Below are 18906 nucleotides of genomic sequence, written 5' to 3'. Positions count from 1 at the left end.
AAATATGGCCGATGAAAAGCTCGAATCACAAAAAAACCAAAGTGAGCAATTGGTTCACCGCTTAGTAAAAGCAATTGATGAAGAACCAAACAAATTTAATAATTATTATGACCTTGGATCATTACTAACTCGCTTGAATGATTATGTGCAAGCTGAGGAGTTATTCCAAAAAGCGTTGGGAATTTTTGAACAACGTGGCGATCAACGAGCCATCAATTTTTTGAAGTATGGCTTAGGAAACCTTTACTACACCGTTGGTAAAGTAGATGAAGCCATTAAACTTTATAATCAAATTGATGATGAAAAACTCAAGGCAGATTCATACTTAATGCTTGCGCAAAGCTATATGAAGAAGAAACAATACAAGCAAGCAGTTGCATATGGATTAACGGCGTATGAATTGTCAGCGGATGATCCGGAAATCAATCAGGTTCTTGGTGATTCAATGCTGGCGCTTGGTGAATTCAAGAAAGCCAAACAATACTATGATCAAATTCTTTTGCACCACCCTGGGCGGGCAGATACACAATTTAATCGAGGGTTAGTTGCAATGGCGCTGGATGAGCCATACCAAAAATACCTGGATCAAGCTCAACAACTGGACCTTGATTACTATCAAAAGAGTGAAAAGAAAATTGCGGAGATTGAGCATGCACTCCAAAAGCTCAAGCAGCAGTGATTAATTTGCAAAAGCCATTGGTAGAGGATATCACAACCTTTGTTAATGGCTTTTTTATGTTGGAGAAAGGAGGATTATTGTGGCAGAATACCGACAAATTGTTCAACATCGGGAAGGGGTGACCACGACTGGGCCGACCTCGTTTGTTGGCACGGTTAAGGTAGTCATTTTTGAGCGGAGTCTTTTTCGGATTATCTCCGTAGCCGTGGAAGACGCTAATTTTGAATGGGATCAGGAAACGATTACTGTCAAAGGGCAACTTGGTGAAGTGGTTGAAGGTGATCGTTACGAATTTGAAGGCCGGGTAGTGGATGACCAACGGTACGGGCTGCAATTCTCCAGCACTGGTTGCCACGTTGTATTACCACAGACCAGTAGCCAACTATTACGTTATTTCAAATTTCATCACGTGAATTTAAATTATCCCCGAAAAAGTACCAAGTTAGTGTTTGATGCGTTTGGTGGTCAGGCGATGAACATTGTTTTGGACAACCCTGATAGTCTCGATGAGATTATTGAAATTGACGCAGCAGACCGTAAAACCATGATCGATTTTTTTGCCCAACTTGATATTGGCAACTCGACTGGCCAAATTATTAAAAAGTTGCAACAGTATGGCTTTACGGAACGCCAGGTTAACCTGATTTTTGACCAGTACGGGGTGAAAACATTAGCAACCATTCAAAAGAATCCGTACCAATTGGCCATTGATTTATTTGATAGTGGGTTGCGTTTTTCAGTGATTGATCAAATTGCCCAACGCTATTATTCCATCACTGCGCTAGACAAACGTCGGCTGCAGGGTGCCTTGCTATACGCACTTAAATTGCTGATTAATGGTCAGGGGGGGGCGTTTGCCCAACGTCAGGTTCTGTTGTCATTAACCAACCGGTTATTAAATTACCAAGTTGATCAATCAAATGTGGAGCGGCAGTTAAGTCCCCTTGTGAAACAAGACCAGTTGGAAATTGAAAATGATCAGCATGTCTATGAGAGTGCATACTACAATGCCGAATGGAAAGTTGCTCAAAAATTGTTTGAATTGCTACAGACTGATGATGAGATTGAACATGTCGAAGAGTCAGAATTTCAGGAAGCAATCCAGCAAATTGAAAAACAAAATGGTTATGATTATGACCAAGTCCAAATCGATGCCATTCAAGAAGCCTTAAACCATTCCGTGATGTTATTAACTGGTGGACCAGGAACCGGGAAAACGACGATTGTGAATGGAATTGTAGCAAGCTTTTTGGCTTTACATCCAAAACTTAGTCGGGAAGATGTTATGCTGGTTGCTCCTACTGGGCGGGCTGCGAAGCAAATTAATTCGGTCACCGGAATTGAAGCAAGTACGATTCACCGTCTGCTCGGTTTAACGGCCGATATTAGTGATCGGCAATTGATGGAAATGGATTTTGACCCACTCGACGCACAATTGCTGATTGTTGATGAAATGTCAATGACGAGTATGGCTTTGTTTACAGCTTTGATGGATGCTGTGACCCCGGGGACTCATGTTGTGTTAGTCGGGGATTGTGACCAATTACCATCAGTTGGCCCTGGACAGGTATTCCATGATCTCTTAGCCACCGATGCCTTACCGCAGCGGCGGTTAACTCATATTTACCGCCAGGCGAAAACTTCATCAATTATTCCTTTAGCCAATCGAATTAATCAGGGCAAAGTGGACGCTAACTTGTTTGCCCCAGCAAAGGCCAATCAATATCCACACCGTCAGTTCATTCGGGCCCACTTGCAGGCGATTCCTAGCTTAATTGCTCGGGCTGTCCAATTGTACCGTGACCAGCACAGAGTATCTTTGATGGACCTGCAAATTTTAGCGCCAATTCATGGCGGCGTCGCCGGTACAAAAAATCTGAACCAAGTTTTGCAGGACGCCCTGAACCCACCGGAGGATACTAAGCCAGCAATTAAGTTAGCGGGTCATGAACTTCGGGTGGGGGACAAGGTTATGCAGACGGTCAACGATCCAGACCGTAATGTCTTTAATGGTGATATTGGGATTATCAAGTCGATTGAAGGGCAAAATGTGCTACATGGTCAAACCAATTCGACCGCAAAGCAAAAGGTGATTGTTGATTTTGATGGTGAAGAAGTTGAATACTTGCGGATTAACGAACTGAATGCCTTACAATTAGCATACTGTACAACCATTCATAAGGCTCAGGGGAGCCAATCGGCGGTCGTCATTATCGTGATGGCAGATGAGTTTTTTCCATCGAATCCCAACGCCCCGACAATTATGCAGCGCAACTTACTTTATACAGCCGTAACTAGGTCTTCTCAAGCACTGTTGATGGTAGGAAGCCCCGCAGCTTTTGTGCGTTGTGCTAATGCTGCTACTCAGTACCGGCAGACTACTTTAACCAAGCGAATTCAGCTGGTGTTCGATCATCAGGAACAGTTGCAGGACCATGAAACAAAAACTGCAGACCCCAAGCACCATTCACACCCTTCTGAAGAAATAACGAGCACGAAGACTCAGCAACTAACTGCGGAGATGATTGAAAACAACCTCATTGATCCCCTCATTGGTATGGATGGGATGACTCCTGAAGATTTTTAAATTGAGGTAATGAATGACGTTGCTTTAATCAAGGGACAAATTGTGATCAGGTGATTGCATTCTCAGATAATCCTTGTAATAATAGTGGTGAAGATATTCAAACTGATTCTCATCCAGGGAAGGATACGTGACAATGACAGAGATTAAAAATGCTCAAGATGTCAAACTATTTGCACTCAATTCGAACCAACCACTAGCCAAAAAGATTTCCGCAAAAATTGGGATCCCTTTAAGTGACTGTACAATTAGTCATTTTGCGGATGGGGAAATTTCCGTTGAGATTAACGAAAGTGTTCGTGGACAAGAGGTATACGTAATTCAATCAGTTTCTGATCCGGTTAACACTAATCTAATGGAGTTATTGATAATGATTGATGCGCTCCGCCGGGCTAGTGCCAAGGTCATCAACGTTGTCATGCCGTATTATGGTTACGCTCGTCAGGACCGCAAGGCTCGTTCACGGGAACCCATTACTGCCAAGTTAGTAGCAAACCTTCTTCAGGATGCTCGGGTCGATCGTTTAATTACGGTTGATTTGCATGCTCCACAGGTACAAGGCTTTTTTGATATTCCGGTTGACCATTTACGGGCAGCGATGACATTCGTGGATTACCTGAATGCCCATGATTTAAATCATGATGTCGTGATCGTTGCTCCAGATCATGCTGGTGTTTCACTTGTACGCCGCTTTGCAGAACACTTAGGTGGGGTACCAATTGCAATTGTTGATAAACGGGACAATTCAAATCGCGAACATCGTCATGAGGCCGCTCCTGAATTTTTAATTGGTGATGTGACAGGCAAAACGGCAATTATCGTGGACGATATTGTTGATACTGGAACGCGGATTGCGAATTCCGCAGAACTGTTAAAGAAAAAAGGGGCGAAGGCAATTTATGGGGTCGCTACGCATCCAGTCCTTTCCAATGGTGCGGTAGAAAAGATTGAACATTCGCCAATCGAGAAAATGTTAGTAAGTGATTCAATTGTGATCCCAGATCGCAAAAAATCTCCGAAAATTATCGAGCTGTCACTGTCGACGTTGATTAAAGAAGCCATTGCCAGGGTTCACAATCAACAATCATTACGAACGCTTTTCCACTAATTGATGTAACTAAAAAAACCAGGAACAAGTTTTTTCAGTAAAACTTGTTCCTGGTTTTTAATTAAGCGAGTTTAATATGTCCTTGAGGGTGGGTAAATCTATTCATCAGTTGGATGAGTTCATTCCGCCGTTGAGATTGCGGAATGAAAATGCCCATTTTTTCTTGGTCAAAACCAGTAATTAATTTGTTAGTATCAAAGATAATGGGGTTTTTTAAAATCCGCGGGCTTTTTTGAACTGCGGATGTAAACTCATTGATGGTGACACTCGGTCGATCCATGCCGAGTGCTTTAGTGTCTCGAGAGCGCAATGAAATCAGGTCATCAGTTCCATTTAATGAGATACTGAGTAAATGAAGAACTTCCTCTGCTGTCAGAGGTTGTTTTTCAATATTACGCTGGGTAATGGGAATTTGGTGGTCATTAAACCAGCGAATTGCCTTTCTTTTCGAAGGATCATTCGTATGAAAATATAGATAGACCAAAACTTACACCTCGAAACTAGTTTGTTTAGTTTCATTCTAACAATTTAAAGTTAGTAAACGGGGTTCTTATCAATTGTTTAATAAAACCTTATAAACAAGTTTTGTTTTGATTAAGTTAGTAACCAAAAATAGGATTAAAAAAATTGAGCGAGGCTCGATTAAACCAGGCTTCGACTCGATTTTTAATTAAAAACTGATATTAATTTTATAATCGAACCTTAGCTTAAAATTTTGTTAAGGTCTTAAACGTTTTTAACTATTTTCAGAAGAAAAGGTACTTTGTTGCCAGCAATTACATGGCACGCTATCAATTGTGACATCGATAAAGCGGTTACCAAGTTCAATTCCATCCTTCTGGACAAATTCCAACGAAGTGGTGGTGTAATGAAAATGTTGACTGTGATAATAATGGGCCCACCGTGACTTCTGGACATTTCCCAGCACCATTTTCAGGAGTAGCAAAAAGGTGATGAACCAGTTGTGACGTTCAATTACTAATAAATTGAGCTCTTTGGCAAACAGCTCTTGATGCTTTTGTTGTGGCGAACTGTGAATCAGATGGTTAAAACAGGTTGCCAAAAAGGTATTGGGGAAAATAGTATGGTGGTGATTTTCTTGGAGCATTAACGAAAATGGTTGTTGATTATAGAGTACCGCTAAAGCATTTCGCAAAAAAGAGATCATATGCATATGCTGATTTTTACCTAAACTTTGGCGATGACTCATAAGTGCTGCATCAAAACCAACACCCCAAGTATTAATAAAGTAACCATCTTCGTCCTTAATGCTTTCATGGTAATGACCAATATAGATTTTCTGAGTAGCTGTGGCAGCCTGGATTTGTTGAAACGCCTTGACTGGATTGGCATCAATACCATAGGCTTTAGCAAAGTGGTTGCTTTGTCCCGCAGGAATCACCGCCAGTGGCAGGCGATTAGCGGTGTTCCTAGAGTAAGTGTTATGGTTATAAAGTCCATTAATAACTTCGTCAACGGTAGCATCACCGCCAACGGCAATTACTATTGATTGTGAGTCAGCGACGTCTTGACTCCAGCGTTGGGTAATTTCCGTGGCATCTCCAGGGTAGCGGGTCACTTCGTTAATGTATTCAATGTTGTTTTCGTTGAGATATTTTTGGAGCATTGCCCAAGTTTGTTTTGCTTTACCATGATTTGCTGTGGGGTTAATGATAAATGAGTACTTCATTATAAGCGCACCTCTATGTCTCAAAAAAGCCAGGGCGAGCAACGCGTCCTGGCTTTTATCAAGCAACAATACTAGAACTTGGTAATCTTAAAATCGGCGTTTTGCTTTTCGTATTCTAAAGATTTTTCATCCAGTAGTTCAATGTATTCAATATTGTATTCGGTATTATTTTCAACTAGTTGGCGAGCTTCAGCTTCAGAAGTTGCTTCAATGTAGATAGATTGAGTGTTCTCGCGACGAGGAGTAGTTTTTTGACTAGGTTGAAAGTACACTTTAAAAGTCATAATAGATTAATAAATCTCCTTTAAAATATTTTAATATCGTTTAAATACCTATCTATTTTAGCACAAAACCAGGATGCTGTCGCCCGGGTGTGGTATCCTAATATTAAATTAGTGAAGGGAAGAAAATGAATGTCTTTAATCTGGCTAGTTGTGGTTGCATTAATCATTGTCATAGTAATCTATGAGGCGGTTCACCGCTCCTTATTAAGACGGGCCACTATGATTGTAAGGCAGCGGGCCCAAACGGTGACTGATCAAATTGTATTGCCGGTGCTTGACGAACATGTCGGACTCGATAATTGTGATCGGCAGTCACAGTTGGTGTCTGATATTTGGGGAAAGGGTGTGCTTTCCTTTGAATATAATATTAACGTTACCACGGCTAATCAAGCACTTGTTCAAGAACTTTCTCGACACCAGCTCGAGAATGAGTTTAATCAACGAGCAAGTCAAGCTCAGGTTAGCTATTATCATGAAGCTGCAGTGCCATTTCGCATTACAGATTGGTGGCAAGGCAAAAAACAATTTCATTTGGACGTTACTTATTTAACAAATGAAGCTTCGTTTGAATATGTCCATGATTTACAAAAGCTTCAGGAATCGTCGACAGAACAAAAAAGGTGAGGGTAACATAACCCTCACCTTTTTTATCCCTTAACCAAATAAGACAGTATCTTTTGGTGCTTCAAATGGATTTTCCTTATTAATATGGTCGTAAAACAGCACTCCGTGAAGATGATCGATTTCGTGTTGACACACAATTGCAGGATAATGCTTTAACCGCACCTTGTGAGTTTCGCCGTTCACATCTTGGTATTTTAAGGTAATTCGGTCGTGACGTGGAACGTAGCCGGGAATATCTTCATCCACTGACAAGCAACCTTCACCTTCTGTAAGTGCCCCATACTGGACAGATTCGCTAACAATGACGGGGTTAATAATAACGTCTTTAAATTGGGGTTCACCACCCTCTTCGTCAGAGGGCACCAGAACGGATGCCATTTGCTTGGAAACGCCTACTTGTGGAGCGGCTAACCCCACTCCTGCCCGCAAACCATATTTTTTACATAATTCGGGGTCCTGGCTTACTTCGAGATATTCCATTAACTTGCGCGCAAATTCCCGGTCTTCATCAGAAAGTGGGAAGGTGACTTTGTCTGCCCGTTTCCGGAGGACTGGATCACCGTCACGGACAATATCTTTCATTAAAAACATGTTGCAACCTCCATTTATATTTAAATACCAGTCTATCACAAAATAATTTTTGATTGTATAAAAACTGAGTGCTACGGAATTGAGGAAGAATGTTAAAATATAAAAAGCGAGGTGGAGAGTTAATGGACGGAAATTATTCTTATCCAATTGATCCTAGTTGGACAACGGGTGAAATAGTGATGGTGGTTCACATGTTTAATCTTGTCGAAAAGGCCTATGAACAAGGCGCCATGCGCGATGAGCTTTTAAAGGCCTATCATGACTTTAAACACGTTGTGCCAGCGAAATCGGAAGAAAAACGTTTAGGGCGCGACTTTTATCAAAAGAGCGGCTACCAATTATATGATGTTATTCAAGCTACGCATCAATCGCAGAACAAAATAATTAGGTTAGGTCGGGGGTAGCATTAAATGTTAGAAGAAATTGACGCACAAGTTCAACAGTTAATGTGGGATGTTCGAGAACGAACTCTGCAGAGAATGAAGAAATCATATGATGTGGATCTGAAAACTAGTTATAAAGATCTAGTTACCACGGTAGATAAAGAAAATGAACAATTTTTGAATCAACGATTACGGCAAATAGATCCGTCTGCACGGATTATCAGTGAAGAAGGCTATGGCGACCGGGTTGATAATCTTGATGGCCATGTGTTTATTGTTGATCCGATTGATGGCACAATGAATTTTGTGATGCAACACCGTAATTTTGCGATCATGGTGGCGCTCTATGTTGATGGTCGGCCAACTTATGGTTACATTATGGATGTCATGAATAATGAACTTTATCACGGTGGCAATGGCCATGGGGTCTACGTTAATGATCAGCGGCTGAATACTCCAGCTAACAATGGTCTCCATGATAGTCTAATCGTCGTGAATGCGGGTTTGACACTTGATGGCGGTCATAACATTCGTGAAATCGAAAAACAGGCTCGGGGATTACGCATGTATGGTAGTGCTGGGATTGAAATGATCTATGTGATTACTGGACGAATTGGCGGCTATTTATCCTATTTAAAGCCCTGGGATTTAGCGGCGGGGATGGCCCTTGCCGATGAGATGGGGTTAGTTGCGAAAGGAATTGACGGACGCCGCGTCAATGTGCTATCATCTAATCTTGTATTGGTAGCGACAAAGCAGGTTACAGATGATATTTTGGAACTTGTCGATTAGCCGTTAATACTGTGACCACGGTCACAGTTTTTTTATGAAAAAGATCAATTAATTTAAATGTGAAAGGAAGTTAATTCATGAAATCACGTGATGATATTCGTAATATCGCGATCATTGCCCACGTTGACCATGGTAAGACCACTTTGCTGAATGAAATGTTAAAGCAATCTGATACTCTGCCAGAGCACTTTGATATTCAAGACCGGGCGATGGATACTAATGCTATCGAACGGGAACGGGGAATCACGATTCTCTCCAAGAACACTGCTGTTAAATACGGTAAGTACCAATTCAACATTTTGGATACGCCAGGCCACGCTGACTTCGGTGGTGAAGTTGAACGGGTTATGAAGATGGTTGACGGTGTTTTGCTGGTTGTTGACGCTTTCGAAGGGACGATGCCACAAACACGGTTTGTTTTAAAGAAGGCTTTGGAACAACACTTAACTCCAATCGTTGTGATTAACAAGGTTGACCGGAAGGGTGCTCGTCCTGAAGAAGTTGTGGATGAAGTATTGGATCTGTTCATTGAACTAGGTGCTGATGAAGACCAACTAGACTTCCCAGTTATCTACACTTCTGCAATGAACGGGACTTCTAGTTACGATTCTGATGTATCAACTCAGGAACACACGATGAAGCCATTGTTTGACACTATCGTTAAGACCATTCCGGCACCAATTGATAATTCTGATGAACCACTTCAATTCCAAGTGGCGATCCTTGATTACAATGATTTCGTTGGCCGGATTGGGATCGGTCGTGTTTTCCGCGGTAAGATCAAGATCGGTGATAACGTTACACTGATGAAATTAGACGGTTCTAAGAAGAACTTCCGGGTTACTAAACTGTTCGGTTTCTTCGGTTTGAAACGTGAAGAAATTCAAGAAGCTGAAGCCGGTGACCTAATTGCCGTCTCTGGGATGGAAGACATTAATGTTGGTGAAACGGTTACTGATCCAAACCACCCAGAAGCAATTACGCCATTACGGATTGATCCACCGACATTGCGGATGACTTTCCGGACGAACGATTCTCCATTTGCTGGCCGGGAAGGTAAGTTCGTTACTGCTCGTCAACTGGAAGATCGTCTAAAGCGTGAAATGCAAACCGACGTTTCCTTGAAGGTTGAAAATACCGATGATCCAGGTGCTTGGACCGTTTCTGGCCGTGGTGAGCTACACCTTTCAATCCTGATCGAAACGCTTCGTCGTGAAGGTTACGAATTATCCGTATCTCGTCCAGAAGTTATTTACCGTGAAATTGATGGTGTGATGTGTGAACCATTCGAAGAGGTCATTGTAGATACCCCTGATGAATATAGTGGTTCCATCATTGATAGTTTGAACAAGCGTAAGGGGGAAATGACCAACATGGAACCTGATAACAATGGTCAAACGCGGTTAACTTACTTGGTACCTTCACGTGGTTTAATCGGTTATTCTACTGAATTTATGTCAATTACCCGTGGTTATGGGATCATGAGCCATACTTTTGAAAAGTACGCTCCAGTAATTAAGAACTGGAATCCTGGTCGTCAAAAGGGAACTCTGGTTTCGATGAATGCCGGAAAGGCTACTACTTACGCAATGATGGGGATCGAAAGTCGTGGGACGTTATTAATCGACCCCGGTACCGAAGTGTATGAAGGAATGATTGTTGGTGAGAATAGTCGTGAAAACGATATTACCGTCAACATCACCAAGGGTAAGAACTTGACTAACGTGCGGGCTGCCGGATCCGATGAAATGGCACGGATTAAGACGCCAACCCACTTTACGTTGGAAGAATCACTTGAATTCTTAAACGAAGATGAATACTGTGAAGTTACTCCAGAAAACATTCGTTTACGGAAGCAAATCTTAGATACTAACACTCGTGAAAAGGCTGCTAAGCGGCGTAAGGCAGCTTCACGGAAGTAATTACTTTATAAGGAGCTGATTTTCGGCTCCTTATTTTGTTTTATAATGAAAGTCAAAGATAATAAAAGTGTTAAGAACAGCATTCTGCTTTCGAGATGGTGTATAATTATTTTTGATTTTTAAATTGAGTGGGGATAAGCATGCAAAGCGTTTTAAGGAAATTTAAACAACTTGACCCGTGGGTTGGGTTACCATATTTAGTATTATGCATTATCGGTGTCATTATGGTTTATTCGGCTAGTGCAGGCATCGAAATGCAAAATGGAGGGTCGCCAACTGGTTACCTAATTCGTCAAACAATCTTTGCAGTTTTGGGCATCATCGTTGCCTTAGTAGTCGCGTCAATGCGTCTCAAAGCTTTGCGGAGTCCAAAGTTATTAGGAATCTTCTTTTTGATTTTGCTGGGCATGCTCTTTTTTGTTAAATTATTTGGAGCGGCAGTGAATGGGGCTCAGGGATGGATTAACCTTGGCTTCTTCAGTATCCAACCAGCTGAAATTGCTAAATTATTTATCATTATGTACTTAGCCAATCAGTTTGCCCACTATAATGAGGTTTCCGGAACGCATAGCCTGGGTGACGTTCGCTATCCCTTCTTAATTATCGTGGCTTTATTGATTTTAATCTTAATCCAGCCTGATTTTGGCGGCTTTGCGATTAATAGCGCCATCGTTATTGTTTTATTTTTGGGTAGTGAAATTAATTGGCGTAAAAGTGTTTGGATCTTATTATCGTTTCTTGGGATTATCATCGTCGGGTTACCATTAATTGCGCGCTTTGTCGTTAATCATTTCCATGGTTATCAAGTTAACCGGTTCGTTGCCTATATTAACCCATTTGCTAATAACAGTGGGGTTGGTAGTCAGTTAGTTAATTCTTACTATGCTATTTCAAACGGTGGCATCTTTGGGGTTGGACTGGGCAATAGTATTCAAAAAATGGGCTACCTCCCTGAACCGAATACGGACTTCATTTTAGCAATTATTAGTGAAGAACTAGGTTGGGTCATGGTTACGGTCATTTTACTTTTAATTATGGTGATCGTTTGTCGAACCATTCAGTTGGGCGTCAAAGTCAACTCACTTTACCAGGCATTACTCTGTTACGGAGTCGCCACGTTTATTGCTGTGGAAACGTTCTTTAATATTGGCGGGGTATGTGGTTTACTGCCAATTACCGGGGTCACGTTGCCATTTATTTCGTATGGTGGTTCTAGTATGTTGGTGTTAAGTGCAGCGGTTGGCTTAGTTTTGAATGTCGGTCGTCAATATCGTAAACAACAGGCGGCTAGTCAGAAAGGAGTCATTCGTTAGTGTTTGAGTTAACAAAACGCCAAGGGTTAATTGTCTATATTAATAATAAGCATGTTCTCCGTCGACTAGGACGTTACGGTAATATTATGTATGTTTCTCGCCGAATGCATTACGTTGTCCTGTACGTTGATCAAGCAGAAGTTGAGGAAGTAGAACCAGCCATCGCCAAACTCCATAATGTAACCAGTGTGGAGATTTCTCAGTGGCCAGCGATTGATCCAACAGTTTTTCATCCGGCGGGGACCGGCACGTACAAAAAGAATGATGAGGATGATTAAAGAATGCGCGTTATTTCAGGAAAATTCCGGGGGCGTCGCTTAAATGCCGTTCCTGGCATGGCTACGCGGCCAACTACGGATAAGGTAAAAGAATCTTTATTTAATATTATCGGTCCCTATTTTGAAGGCGGAACGAGTTTAGATCTCTATGGAGGTAGTGGTGGACTGAGTATTGAGGCTGTTTCAAGGGGGATTGACCAGGCAATAATTGTGGACCGCCAATATGCTGCGATCAAAACGATCAAGCAAAATGTGGCTCTCACACGGGTTCCCGAACAGTTCACGATCATTAAACAAGATGCGCATAAAGCGCTGAGTGTTTTAAGTCACCAGCAATTCCAATTTAATCTTGTTTTTTTGGATCCACCTTACGCAAAACAGCAGATTGTTAAAGACATTGAAACGATGGTGGAGAAAAAATTACTAAAGCCGGGAGCAATTGTGGTGTGTGAGACTAATCAGGAAGCTAATCTTCCTGATGATTTACCGGGATTTGAATTATCCCGGCGCAATGAATACGGTATTACAGTACTTACAATTTACCAATATCAAGGAGGAAATTAACGATGAAAGTTGCAGTTTTTCCAGGTAGTTTTGACCCATTAACACTGGGCCACCTTGATTTAATTAAACGGGGTAGCGCTCTATTTGATCAGTTAGCCGTCGCTGTCATGGACAATGCTAGCAAACACCCGCTCTTTTCCGTTGATGAGCGGGTCGCTCAAATTAAGGAGGCTGTTGCTGGGTTGGACAATGTATCAGTGATTACTAGTCACGGGTTAACTGTTGATTTGATGAACAAAATTGGCGCTGACTATCTCATGCGGGGATTACGTAATTCACGCGACTTTGAATATGAACGGGATATCGCAGCGATGAACCAATTTTTGGATCACCAAGTGGAGACGATTTTTTTGCTTGCGGATCCTAAGTATCAGCACTTATCTAGTAGTATGTTGAAAGAGGTCACAATGGCCGGTGGAGATATTTCTGCATACTTACCAGCAAATATTAATGCGGCTCTCGAAAAACGGCTCGATGAGCGGCAAATGAGACAGGTGAAGAAGCATAATGAAAAATGAAGATAAAAAAATTCTCCGCCGGGTTCTTTCCGTTGCTTTTTTAGTAGTATTTCTTGGGTGGTTTTTCTTTTGGCCACTGAATCAATACATTGAGAGTCCTGGAACTGCTGATGATTTGCGCTCTTACGTCACCATCAAGGGACATCCAGACAAACAAAAGGGTAGTTTCATGATTACTTCGGTTTATTTACAGCAGGCGCGCCCAGTTACGTATGTCTGGGCCAAGTTGACCCCCAATACTTCCATTGAAAGCGCTAGTGAAGTAACAGGGGGCCAAAGCGGAAAGACCTTTGATCGTGTTCAGAACTTTTATATGCAAAGTGCCATTAACCAGGCCATCACGGTTGCTTTTAAAGCTGCTCATCGGACGGTGAAAACAGACTATTTAGGAATTTACGTTTTGCAGGTTCAAAATAATTCTAAATTTAAAGGCATCATCAAAGTTGGAGACACGATCACGAAAGTTAATGGCCATCATTTTAATACTGCACAAGGTTACCAAAAATATATAGGAAAGCAGAAGGTTGGTTCGCCATTGACGGTTACTTATATTCACAATGGCAAACAGAAGACCGTCACGAAACCATTGGTTAAAATCACTAGTTCTCGTGCTGGGATCGGCATTATCTTAACCGATAATACCAAGGTTCATACAAATCCAACTGTCAAAGTTAATCCAGGGCAGCTTGGCGGACCATCAGGTGGTTTGATGTTTGCTTTGCAAATTTATCAACAAATTACCGGCCAAGATCTTCGTCATGGTAAAAAGATCGCCGGCACAGGTACCATCAGTGCTGATGGCACAGTTGGTGAAATTGGTGGGATTGATAAAAAGGTGGTAGCTGCTCACCGGGCGGGTGCCAAAATCTTTTTTGCGCCGTATGTTAAGCCAACCAAGCAGCTATTGAAATACGAAGAAGGCCACCAGACTAATTATCAAATGGCAAAGGCCACGGCTAAAAAATACGCACCGGGAATGAAAGTGGTCCCGGTAAAAACGTTTAAGGATGCAGTGAAATATCTTCAAACACATTAACAATTTAGGGTGATGAATAAATTTTCATCACCTTTTTTAGTGTAAAGATTACATTTTTACGTCCCTTTATATTAGGGAGGTGAAAATTATCGAAAAAATTAAAGAATACTGTTTAATGCACATTCACCAGGTCATTATCGGCGGAGTAGCAGCACTGGTTTTATTATTTGCTGGATATACTCATTGGCATACTAATCAACAGCCGACTGATCGCTTGCCCACTTCGCGAGAAGTCGCCAAAAAGACTCAGGGAGTTAGTGCCCAAAGTGGTGATAGCAGTAAAATTTGTATCGATATCAAAGGCGCGGTTAATCGACCAGGAGTCTACCATTTATTAAAGGGCTCGCGAGTTGAGGAAGCAATTCGGGCAGCAGGAGGTAGCACCGATCAGTCAGATTTAAATCAGGTGAATTTGGCCAAGGAATTAATGGACCAACAAATTGTCCAAATTCCCAAATTAGGCGAGCAATTAACCAGTAATGTGGCTGCTGGCGGAGCTGATGCAGGTAGTACTGATGGTGAAAAAATTAATTTGAACAATGCCACCAAGGAAGACCTGATGAAAATTGATGGGGTCGGTGAGAAAAAGGCAGAAAAAATATTGGAATATCGAAATCAACATGGCGGATTTAAATCTCCAGATGATTTAAAAAACATTAGTGGTTTCGGCGATAAAACTGTTGCAAAATTAAAAGATCGACTGGCAGTTTAGTCTGTTTAAATTGGCATAATTTGCTATACTTAACAACGAAAAAGGGGTGATTCTAGATGAAAAAAAGAATTGATTGGGACCAGTATTTTATGGTCCAAGCGGGGCTAGTTGCTTCACGGGGAACCTGTCAGCGACTCTCTGTGGGTGCTATTTTAGTACGTGACAAACGAATTATTGGTAGTGGCTATAATGGGGCCGTTGCTGGAGATGATCATTGCATTGATGTCGGCTGTTATATGCGCGATGGTCATTGTGTTCGAACCATTCATGCTGAAATGAACGCCTTATTACAATGTGCAAAATTCGGTACGCCGACTGATGGCGCGGTTTTGTATGTTACCGATTTTCCTTGCCTTCAGTGCACGAAGAGTCTTTTACAGGCCGGAATTAAGCAAATTAATTATCTACGGAATTACCACAATGATGAATATGCCAAAAAATTAATTCGTCTCAAGAATGTGAAATTAAAACAGATTAAACTTGATTCAGATATTTTGGATGAAGTTGATCTTGATCAATATATTCATCCAGGAATGAATAAATAATTAAAGAACACAGTACGATTATCGCCTTAACTGCTGCGCTAGTTCCTGGGGTGATTCTTGCTCGCCAATTTTGGCTAATTCTGCCTTTGTTTTGGATGGTTATCCGCCTGATTTGCTTACATAATGCAAAAGTGATTTGGCTGACGATTGCGATTGTCGGAAGCATTTTTGCTCATTGTGTCTTTTTGAATAGTGAGGCTAAACGTTACACCATTAAGCGTGAGCAAACGGTTCAGCGCCTTTATCGCGTTGAACCAGATGGAATTAAAACTAACGGTAATTTAGTTAGCGTGATTGGGCGTGGCGAAGATCAAAAAAGGTACTTATTAAGCTTTCAGGTTACCTCACGATCAGAATTGGCTAGCTTCACTGATGTTCAACAACCCGTGTGGATTCGAGTTGAAGGAAAATTAAGCCCCTTAAACCCAGCCACTAATCAGAATCAGTTTGATGCACAGCGGTATTATCGATACCTAAGAGTGTATAACTGCGTCCGCGGAACCGGTGAATTGACTAGTCGTAGTCAACCGCATGGTTTAGAATACTTACATTGTTGGCGGGCGCAATTAAGTTATCGTTTTTCAAACCTGCCTGCTCCAATCAATCTGTTTTGCAAGCGATTGTTGTTAGGAATTAGTGATCAAGAACTGGGTGAAACGATTCAAAATGCCCAAGCTTTAGGGATTATTCATTTGTTCTGTTTATCTGGTCTACACGTGACTGTGATTTGTCAGTTAATGCGTCGCGGACTAAGTTTAATTAATCTCACACGAGAAGTGATTAATGTGGTGACAATAACGACTTTGCCGCTGTTTTGGATAATCGGTGGGGCCTCAGGAAGTCTGACCCGGGCAATTCTGATGACTGGTGTGGCGCTCTTAGGCGAAATAATCGGCTCGAAAATATTTGATAGTTGGTCGTGGAGCTTAATTATCCATTTATGCTTCTTACCAGCTGTCCTTTTAAGTTTGGGTGGTCAGCTTAGTTACCTCCTTTCTTTTACGCTTTGCAAAATAAATTGGAAAACCACTTGGCAACAAGCCGTTGTCCTTAATGTCGTTAGCATTCCGCTACTCTTAAATGCTACTTACCAAGTGCACCTGTTAACAGTAATTTTGAATTACTGCATGATTCCATTTTTTTCAAAAGTCATTTTACCTTTGACCATCATTGCTGGCAGTTTGGGCCACTGTTTGCCACAAGTAATCGCAGTTGTTAACCGGAGCTTACAAGAATATCAAGCGCTGATTAGTTGGCTGGCAAAATTACCGGGGCTGTTTGTATTTGGTAAGTTACCGAATTGGTTGGCGTTAGGGATGATCATTCTAACCTTACTTGCTTGTGATCAGTGGTCATGGAAAAAGCGATTGTGGCGGGGTTTGATTTGTGTATACCTGGCGGCCTTTTGTTGGATTCATTTTCCACTATCAGGGGAGGTTACTTTTTTTGATATTGGCCAGGGTGATTCAATTTTGCTTCGGACACCTTTTAATCGACAAGTAATGTTGATTGATACCGGTGGACGCTTGCAATTTCCAGCCCCAGCTTGGAAAAAGTATCATTCTAATGGTGATGATGCACAAAGAATTAGCGTTAATTATTTGAAAAGTAAGGGAATTAACCATTTAGATGCAGTATTGTTAAGCCATAGTGATGCAGATCACATTGGTTATCTCCAAACCATTTGCCAGCAGTTAAAGGTTAAGGCCGTTTTTGTACCGTCAGGCATGGAAAAAATGACGAAATTTACCAAGCGGATTCCCAATAAGATCCAGATAGTTCCAGTGACTAATCAAACAGACCTTTCGGCACTGCAGCTGCAAGTGTTACACCCCTTCAGTAGGGGACAAGGCCGCAACGAAGATTCAATGGTGTTGTATGGTCAGTTTGGTGGCAAAACGTTTATTTTTAGTGGTGACTTAGATCAAGCTGGGGAGTTGGCGGTAATAAAAAAATATCCGCAATTGACGGCTAATGTTGTTAAACTGGGGCACCACGGTAGTAAAACTTCTAGTGCCATTCAGTATTTAAATCACTTACAGCCGGAATTGGCGGTGATTTCTGCTGGACGACAGAATCGGTATGGACATCCGAACCAAGAAACAATTCGTAAATTAAAACAACAACAAATCCCGTTTTGGTCGACTCAAAATCGTGGGATGATACAATATCAGTACTATCCAAATACTGGTCATTTTGTGACAACTCTGAAAGGAGATGAATTTAATTGGATGCAGTGACTTTACAAAGCCAGTTAAAGAATGCGCCAGCGGCTCCGGTCTACTTAGTCATTGGCCCGCAACAAATGATTATTCAAAAAGTCCGGGAGACTTTTTTAAAGTTAATTCCGCAGGAAGAACAGGTAATGAATGTTGGGAGTTATGATCTGGAAGAAGAGGGACTAGGCCAAGCATTGGATGATGCAATGTCAGCACCTTTTTTTGGTGAAAAACGATTGGTTTTTCTTAACAAGCCAAACTTTCTAACCACCAATGGTGGAAAAACTAAGATCAAGCAAGACCCAGAATTATTAGCACAATACTTAAATCATCCCCAACCTTCAACTATCTTAGTGATTATTGCCCCATATGAAAAACTGGATGGTCGCAAAAAGGTTGTCAAGCAACTCAAGAAGAATGCGGTTGAGGTGACTGCACAGCCACTCACAGAACAAGCTGCCCGAGCTGCTGTAGAACAAAATGTGCTGAATTCTGGATATCAATTCGCTGACGGCGCATTAACGGAGCTAGTGAAGCGAACGAATGCGGATTATAGTTCTATGATTGCCAATATCCAAAAATTAATGCTATTAGAATATGAAAATAAAATTATTTCTGTTGAAGATATCCAATCTCTAGTACCCCAAACACTGGATAGTAATGTTTTTGATTTGGTTAATGCAGTGTTGCAGCATCAACAGGAGCGTTCTATTAGCTTGTATCGTCAATTATTAGAAAGCCAGCAACAACCATTACAAATTAATGCTGTTCTGGTGAGTCAGTTTCGTTTGCTGTTGCAAGTTAAGATCCTTAGTGCTCGCGGCTTGAGTCAGGGAACCCTCGCTAATAAATTACAGGTGCACCCGTATCGAGTTAAACTGGGCTTGCAAACGGTCCGGAATTTTTCCTTAACGGACTTGATTAATGCCTATTTGGGATTAATTCGGGTGGAGAAGGCATTAAAAACCACCAGCCGTTCTCCAGAACTGTTATTTCAACTTTTTATGTTACAGTACTCACAGCAAGTGAAGGCAAGCAAAAAGGCCGATTAGGAATTTTCCTAA

General features: G+C 41.6%; 20 protein-coding genes. 16 read left to right on the top strand and 4 right to left on the bottom strand.

Translation table 11 applies throughout. The features are described 5' to 3' along the window. Positions 1-4 precede the first annotated feature (4 nt). From NFR43_RS04860 to NFR43_RS04850, 3 genes are all read left to right on the top strand, one after another. A complete protein-coding gene (locus tag NFR43_RS04860; RefSeq protein WP_251547000.1) occupies positions 5-679 on the top strand; it encodes a tetratricopeptide repeat protein in 675 nt (224 codons plus the stop codon). 79 nt (positions 680-758) lie between these two features. Continuing rightward, entirely contained in the window at positions 759-3266 is a 2508-nt protein-coding gene (gene recD2 / locus NFR43_RS04855) for an SF1B family DNA helicase RecD2 (RefSeq protein WP_251546999.1), read from the top strand. A gap of 133 nt (positions 3267-3399) precedes the next feature. Next, positions 3400-4371 (top strand): ribose-phosphate diphosphokinase, encoded by a 972-nt coding sequence (locus tag NFR43_RS04850; RefSeq protein ID WP_251546998.1) that lies wholly within the window; start codon positions 3400-3402, stop codon positions 4369-4371. A gap of 61 nt (positions 4372-4432) precedes the next feature. Here the strand turns inward: NFR43_RS04850 and NFR43_RS04845 are convergent, their stop codons facing one another. From NFR43_RS04845 to NFR43_RS04835, 3 genes are all read right to left on the bottom strand, one after another. Next, on the bottom strand, positions 4433-4855 hold the full coding sequence (locus NFR43_RS04845; RefSeq protein ID WP_251546997.1) for an ArsC/Spx/MgsR family protein: 423 nt from the start codon (positions 4853-4855) through the stop codon (positions 4433-4435). Between the two features lie 252 nt (positions 4856-5107). After that, entirely contained in the window at positions 5108-6061 is a 954-nt protein-coding gene (locus NFR43_RS04840; protein ID WP_251546995.1) for a diacylglycerol/lipid kinase family protein, read from the bottom strand. A gap of 71 nt (positions 6062-6132) precedes the next feature. Continuing rightward, the gene (locus NFR43_RS04835; RefSeq protein ID WP_251546993.1) at positions 6133-6345 is read right to left on the bottom strand and encodes a DNA-directed RNA polymerase subunit epsilon; all 213 of its coding nucleotides are present in this window, start codon (positions 6343-6345) and stop codon (positions 6133-6135) included. 129 nt (positions 6346-6474) lie between these two features. Here NFR43_RS04835 and NFR43_RS04830 point away from each other — a divergent pair, with 129 nt between their 5' ends. Beyond that, entirely contained in the window at positions 6475-6969 is a 495-nt protein-coding gene (locus NFR43_RS04830; protein WP_251546991.1) for a hypothetical protein, read from the top strand. A gap of 30 nt (positions 6970-6999) precedes the next feature. Here NFR43_RS04830 and def read toward each other — a convergent pair whose 3' ends face one another. Further along, positions 7000-7560, bottom strand: coding sequence for a peptide deformylase (gene def / locus NFR43_RS04825; RefSeq protein WP_251546989.1), 561 nt, complete (start codon positions 7558-7560; stop codon positions 7000-7002). Between the two features lie 122 nt (positions 7561-7682). Here def and NFR43_RS04820 point away from each other — a divergent pair, with 122 nt between their 5' ends. The 12 genes from NFR43_RS04820 (at position 7683) to holA (ending at position 18894) form a co-directional block, all read left to right on the top strand. Then, positions 7683-7964 carry a UPF0223 family protein gene (locus NFR43_RS04820; RefSeq protein ID WP_251546987.1) on the top strand — a complete coding sequence of 94 codons (282 nt, stop codon included), beginning with the start codon at positions 7683-7685 and terminating at the stop codon, positions 7962-7964. A 6-nt stretch (positions 7965-7970) separates the two neighbouring features. Continuing rightward, on the top strand, positions 7971-8735 hold the full coding sequence (locus tag NFR43_RS04815; protein ID WP_251546985.1) for an inositol monophosphatase family protein: 765 nt from the start codon (positions 7971-7973) through the stop codon (positions 8733-8735). Between the two features lie 77 nt (positions 8736-8812). Continuing rightward, positions 8813-10657, top strand: a complete 1845-nt coding sequence (gene typA / locus NFR43_RS04810) for a translational GTPase TypA (protein WP_251546983.1) — start codon at positions 8813-8815, stop codon at positions 10655-10657. Positions 10658-10797: 140 nt separating this feature from the next. Continuing rightward, positions 10798-11970: an FtsW/RodA/SpoVE family cell cycle protein gene (locus NFR43_RS04805; RefSeq protein WP_275087102.1), complete on the top strand. Its 1173-nt coding sequence runs from the start codon at positions 10798-10800 to the stop codon at positions 11968-11970. Next, entirely contained in the window at positions 11970-12248 is a 279-nt protein-coding gene (locus NFR43_RS04800) for a YlbG family protein (protein WP_251546979.1), read from the top strand. Before NFR43_RS04805 ends, NFR43_RS04800 begins: the two co-directional genes overlap by 1 nt. Before the next feature lie 3 nt (positions 12249-12251). Continuing rightward, a complete protein-coding gene (gene rsmD, locus NFR43_RS04795) occupies positions 12252-12812 on the top strand; it encodes a 16S rRNA (guanine(966)-N(2))-methyltransferase RsmD (RefSeq protein WP_251546977.1) in 561 nt (186 codons plus the stop codon). 2 nt (positions 12813-12814) lie between these two features. Further along, entirely contained in the window at positions 12815-13330 is a 516-nt protein-coding gene (gene coaD / locus NFR43_RS04790) for a pantetheine-phosphate adenylyltransferase (RefSeq protein WP_251546975.1), read from the top strand. Then, positions 13320-14366: a SepM family pheromone-processing serine protease gene (locus NFR43_RS04785; RefSeq protein ID WP_251546973.1), complete on the top strand. Its 1047-nt coding sequence runs from the start codon at positions 13320-13322 to the stop codon at positions 14364-14366. The genes coaD and NFR43_RS04785 overlap by 11 nt, the downstream gene beginning before the upstream one ends. 79 nt (positions 14367-14445) lie before the next feature. Beyond that, positions 14446-15078 (top strand): helix-hairpin-helix domain-containing protein, encoded by a 633-nt coding sequence (locus tag NFR43_RS04780; protein WP_251546971.1) that lies wholly within the window; start codon positions 14446-14448, stop codon positions 15076-15078. A gap of 56 nt (positions 15079-15134) precedes the next feature. Beyond that, on the top strand, positions 15135-15623 hold the full coding sequence (locus NFR43_RS04775; protein ID WP_251546970.1) for a ComE operon protein 2: 489 nt from the start codon (positions 15135-15137) through the stop codon (positions 15621-15623). Between the two features lie 131 nt (positions 15624-15754). Continuing rightward, positions 15755-17863 carry a DNA internalization-related competence protein ComEC/Rec2 gene (locus NFR43_RS04770; protein ID WP_251546968.1) on the top strand — a complete coding sequence of 703 codons (2109 nt, stop codon included), beginning with the start codon at positions 15755-15757 and terminating at the stop codon, positions 17861-17863. Further along, on the top strand, positions 17851-18894 hold the full coding sequence (gene holA, locus NFR43_RS04765) for a DNA polymerase III subunit delta (RefSeq protein ID WP_251546966.1): 1044 nt from the start codon (positions 17851-17853) through the stop codon (positions 18892-18894). The genes NFR43_RS04770 and holA overlap by 13 nt, the downstream gene beginning before the upstream one ends. Positions 18895-18906: the final 12 nt, after the last annotated feature.

The sequence above is a fragment of the Limosilactobacillus caecicola genome (assembly GCF_943192935.1).
In the GTDB taxonomy this organism is placed as follows: Bacteria; Bacillota; Bacilli; order Lactobacillales; family Lactobacillaceae; genus Limosilactobacillus; species Limosilactobacillus caecicola.
Note: the sequence above shows the minus strand (reverse complement) of the source record. Positions and strands in the feature narration are given on the sequence as shown.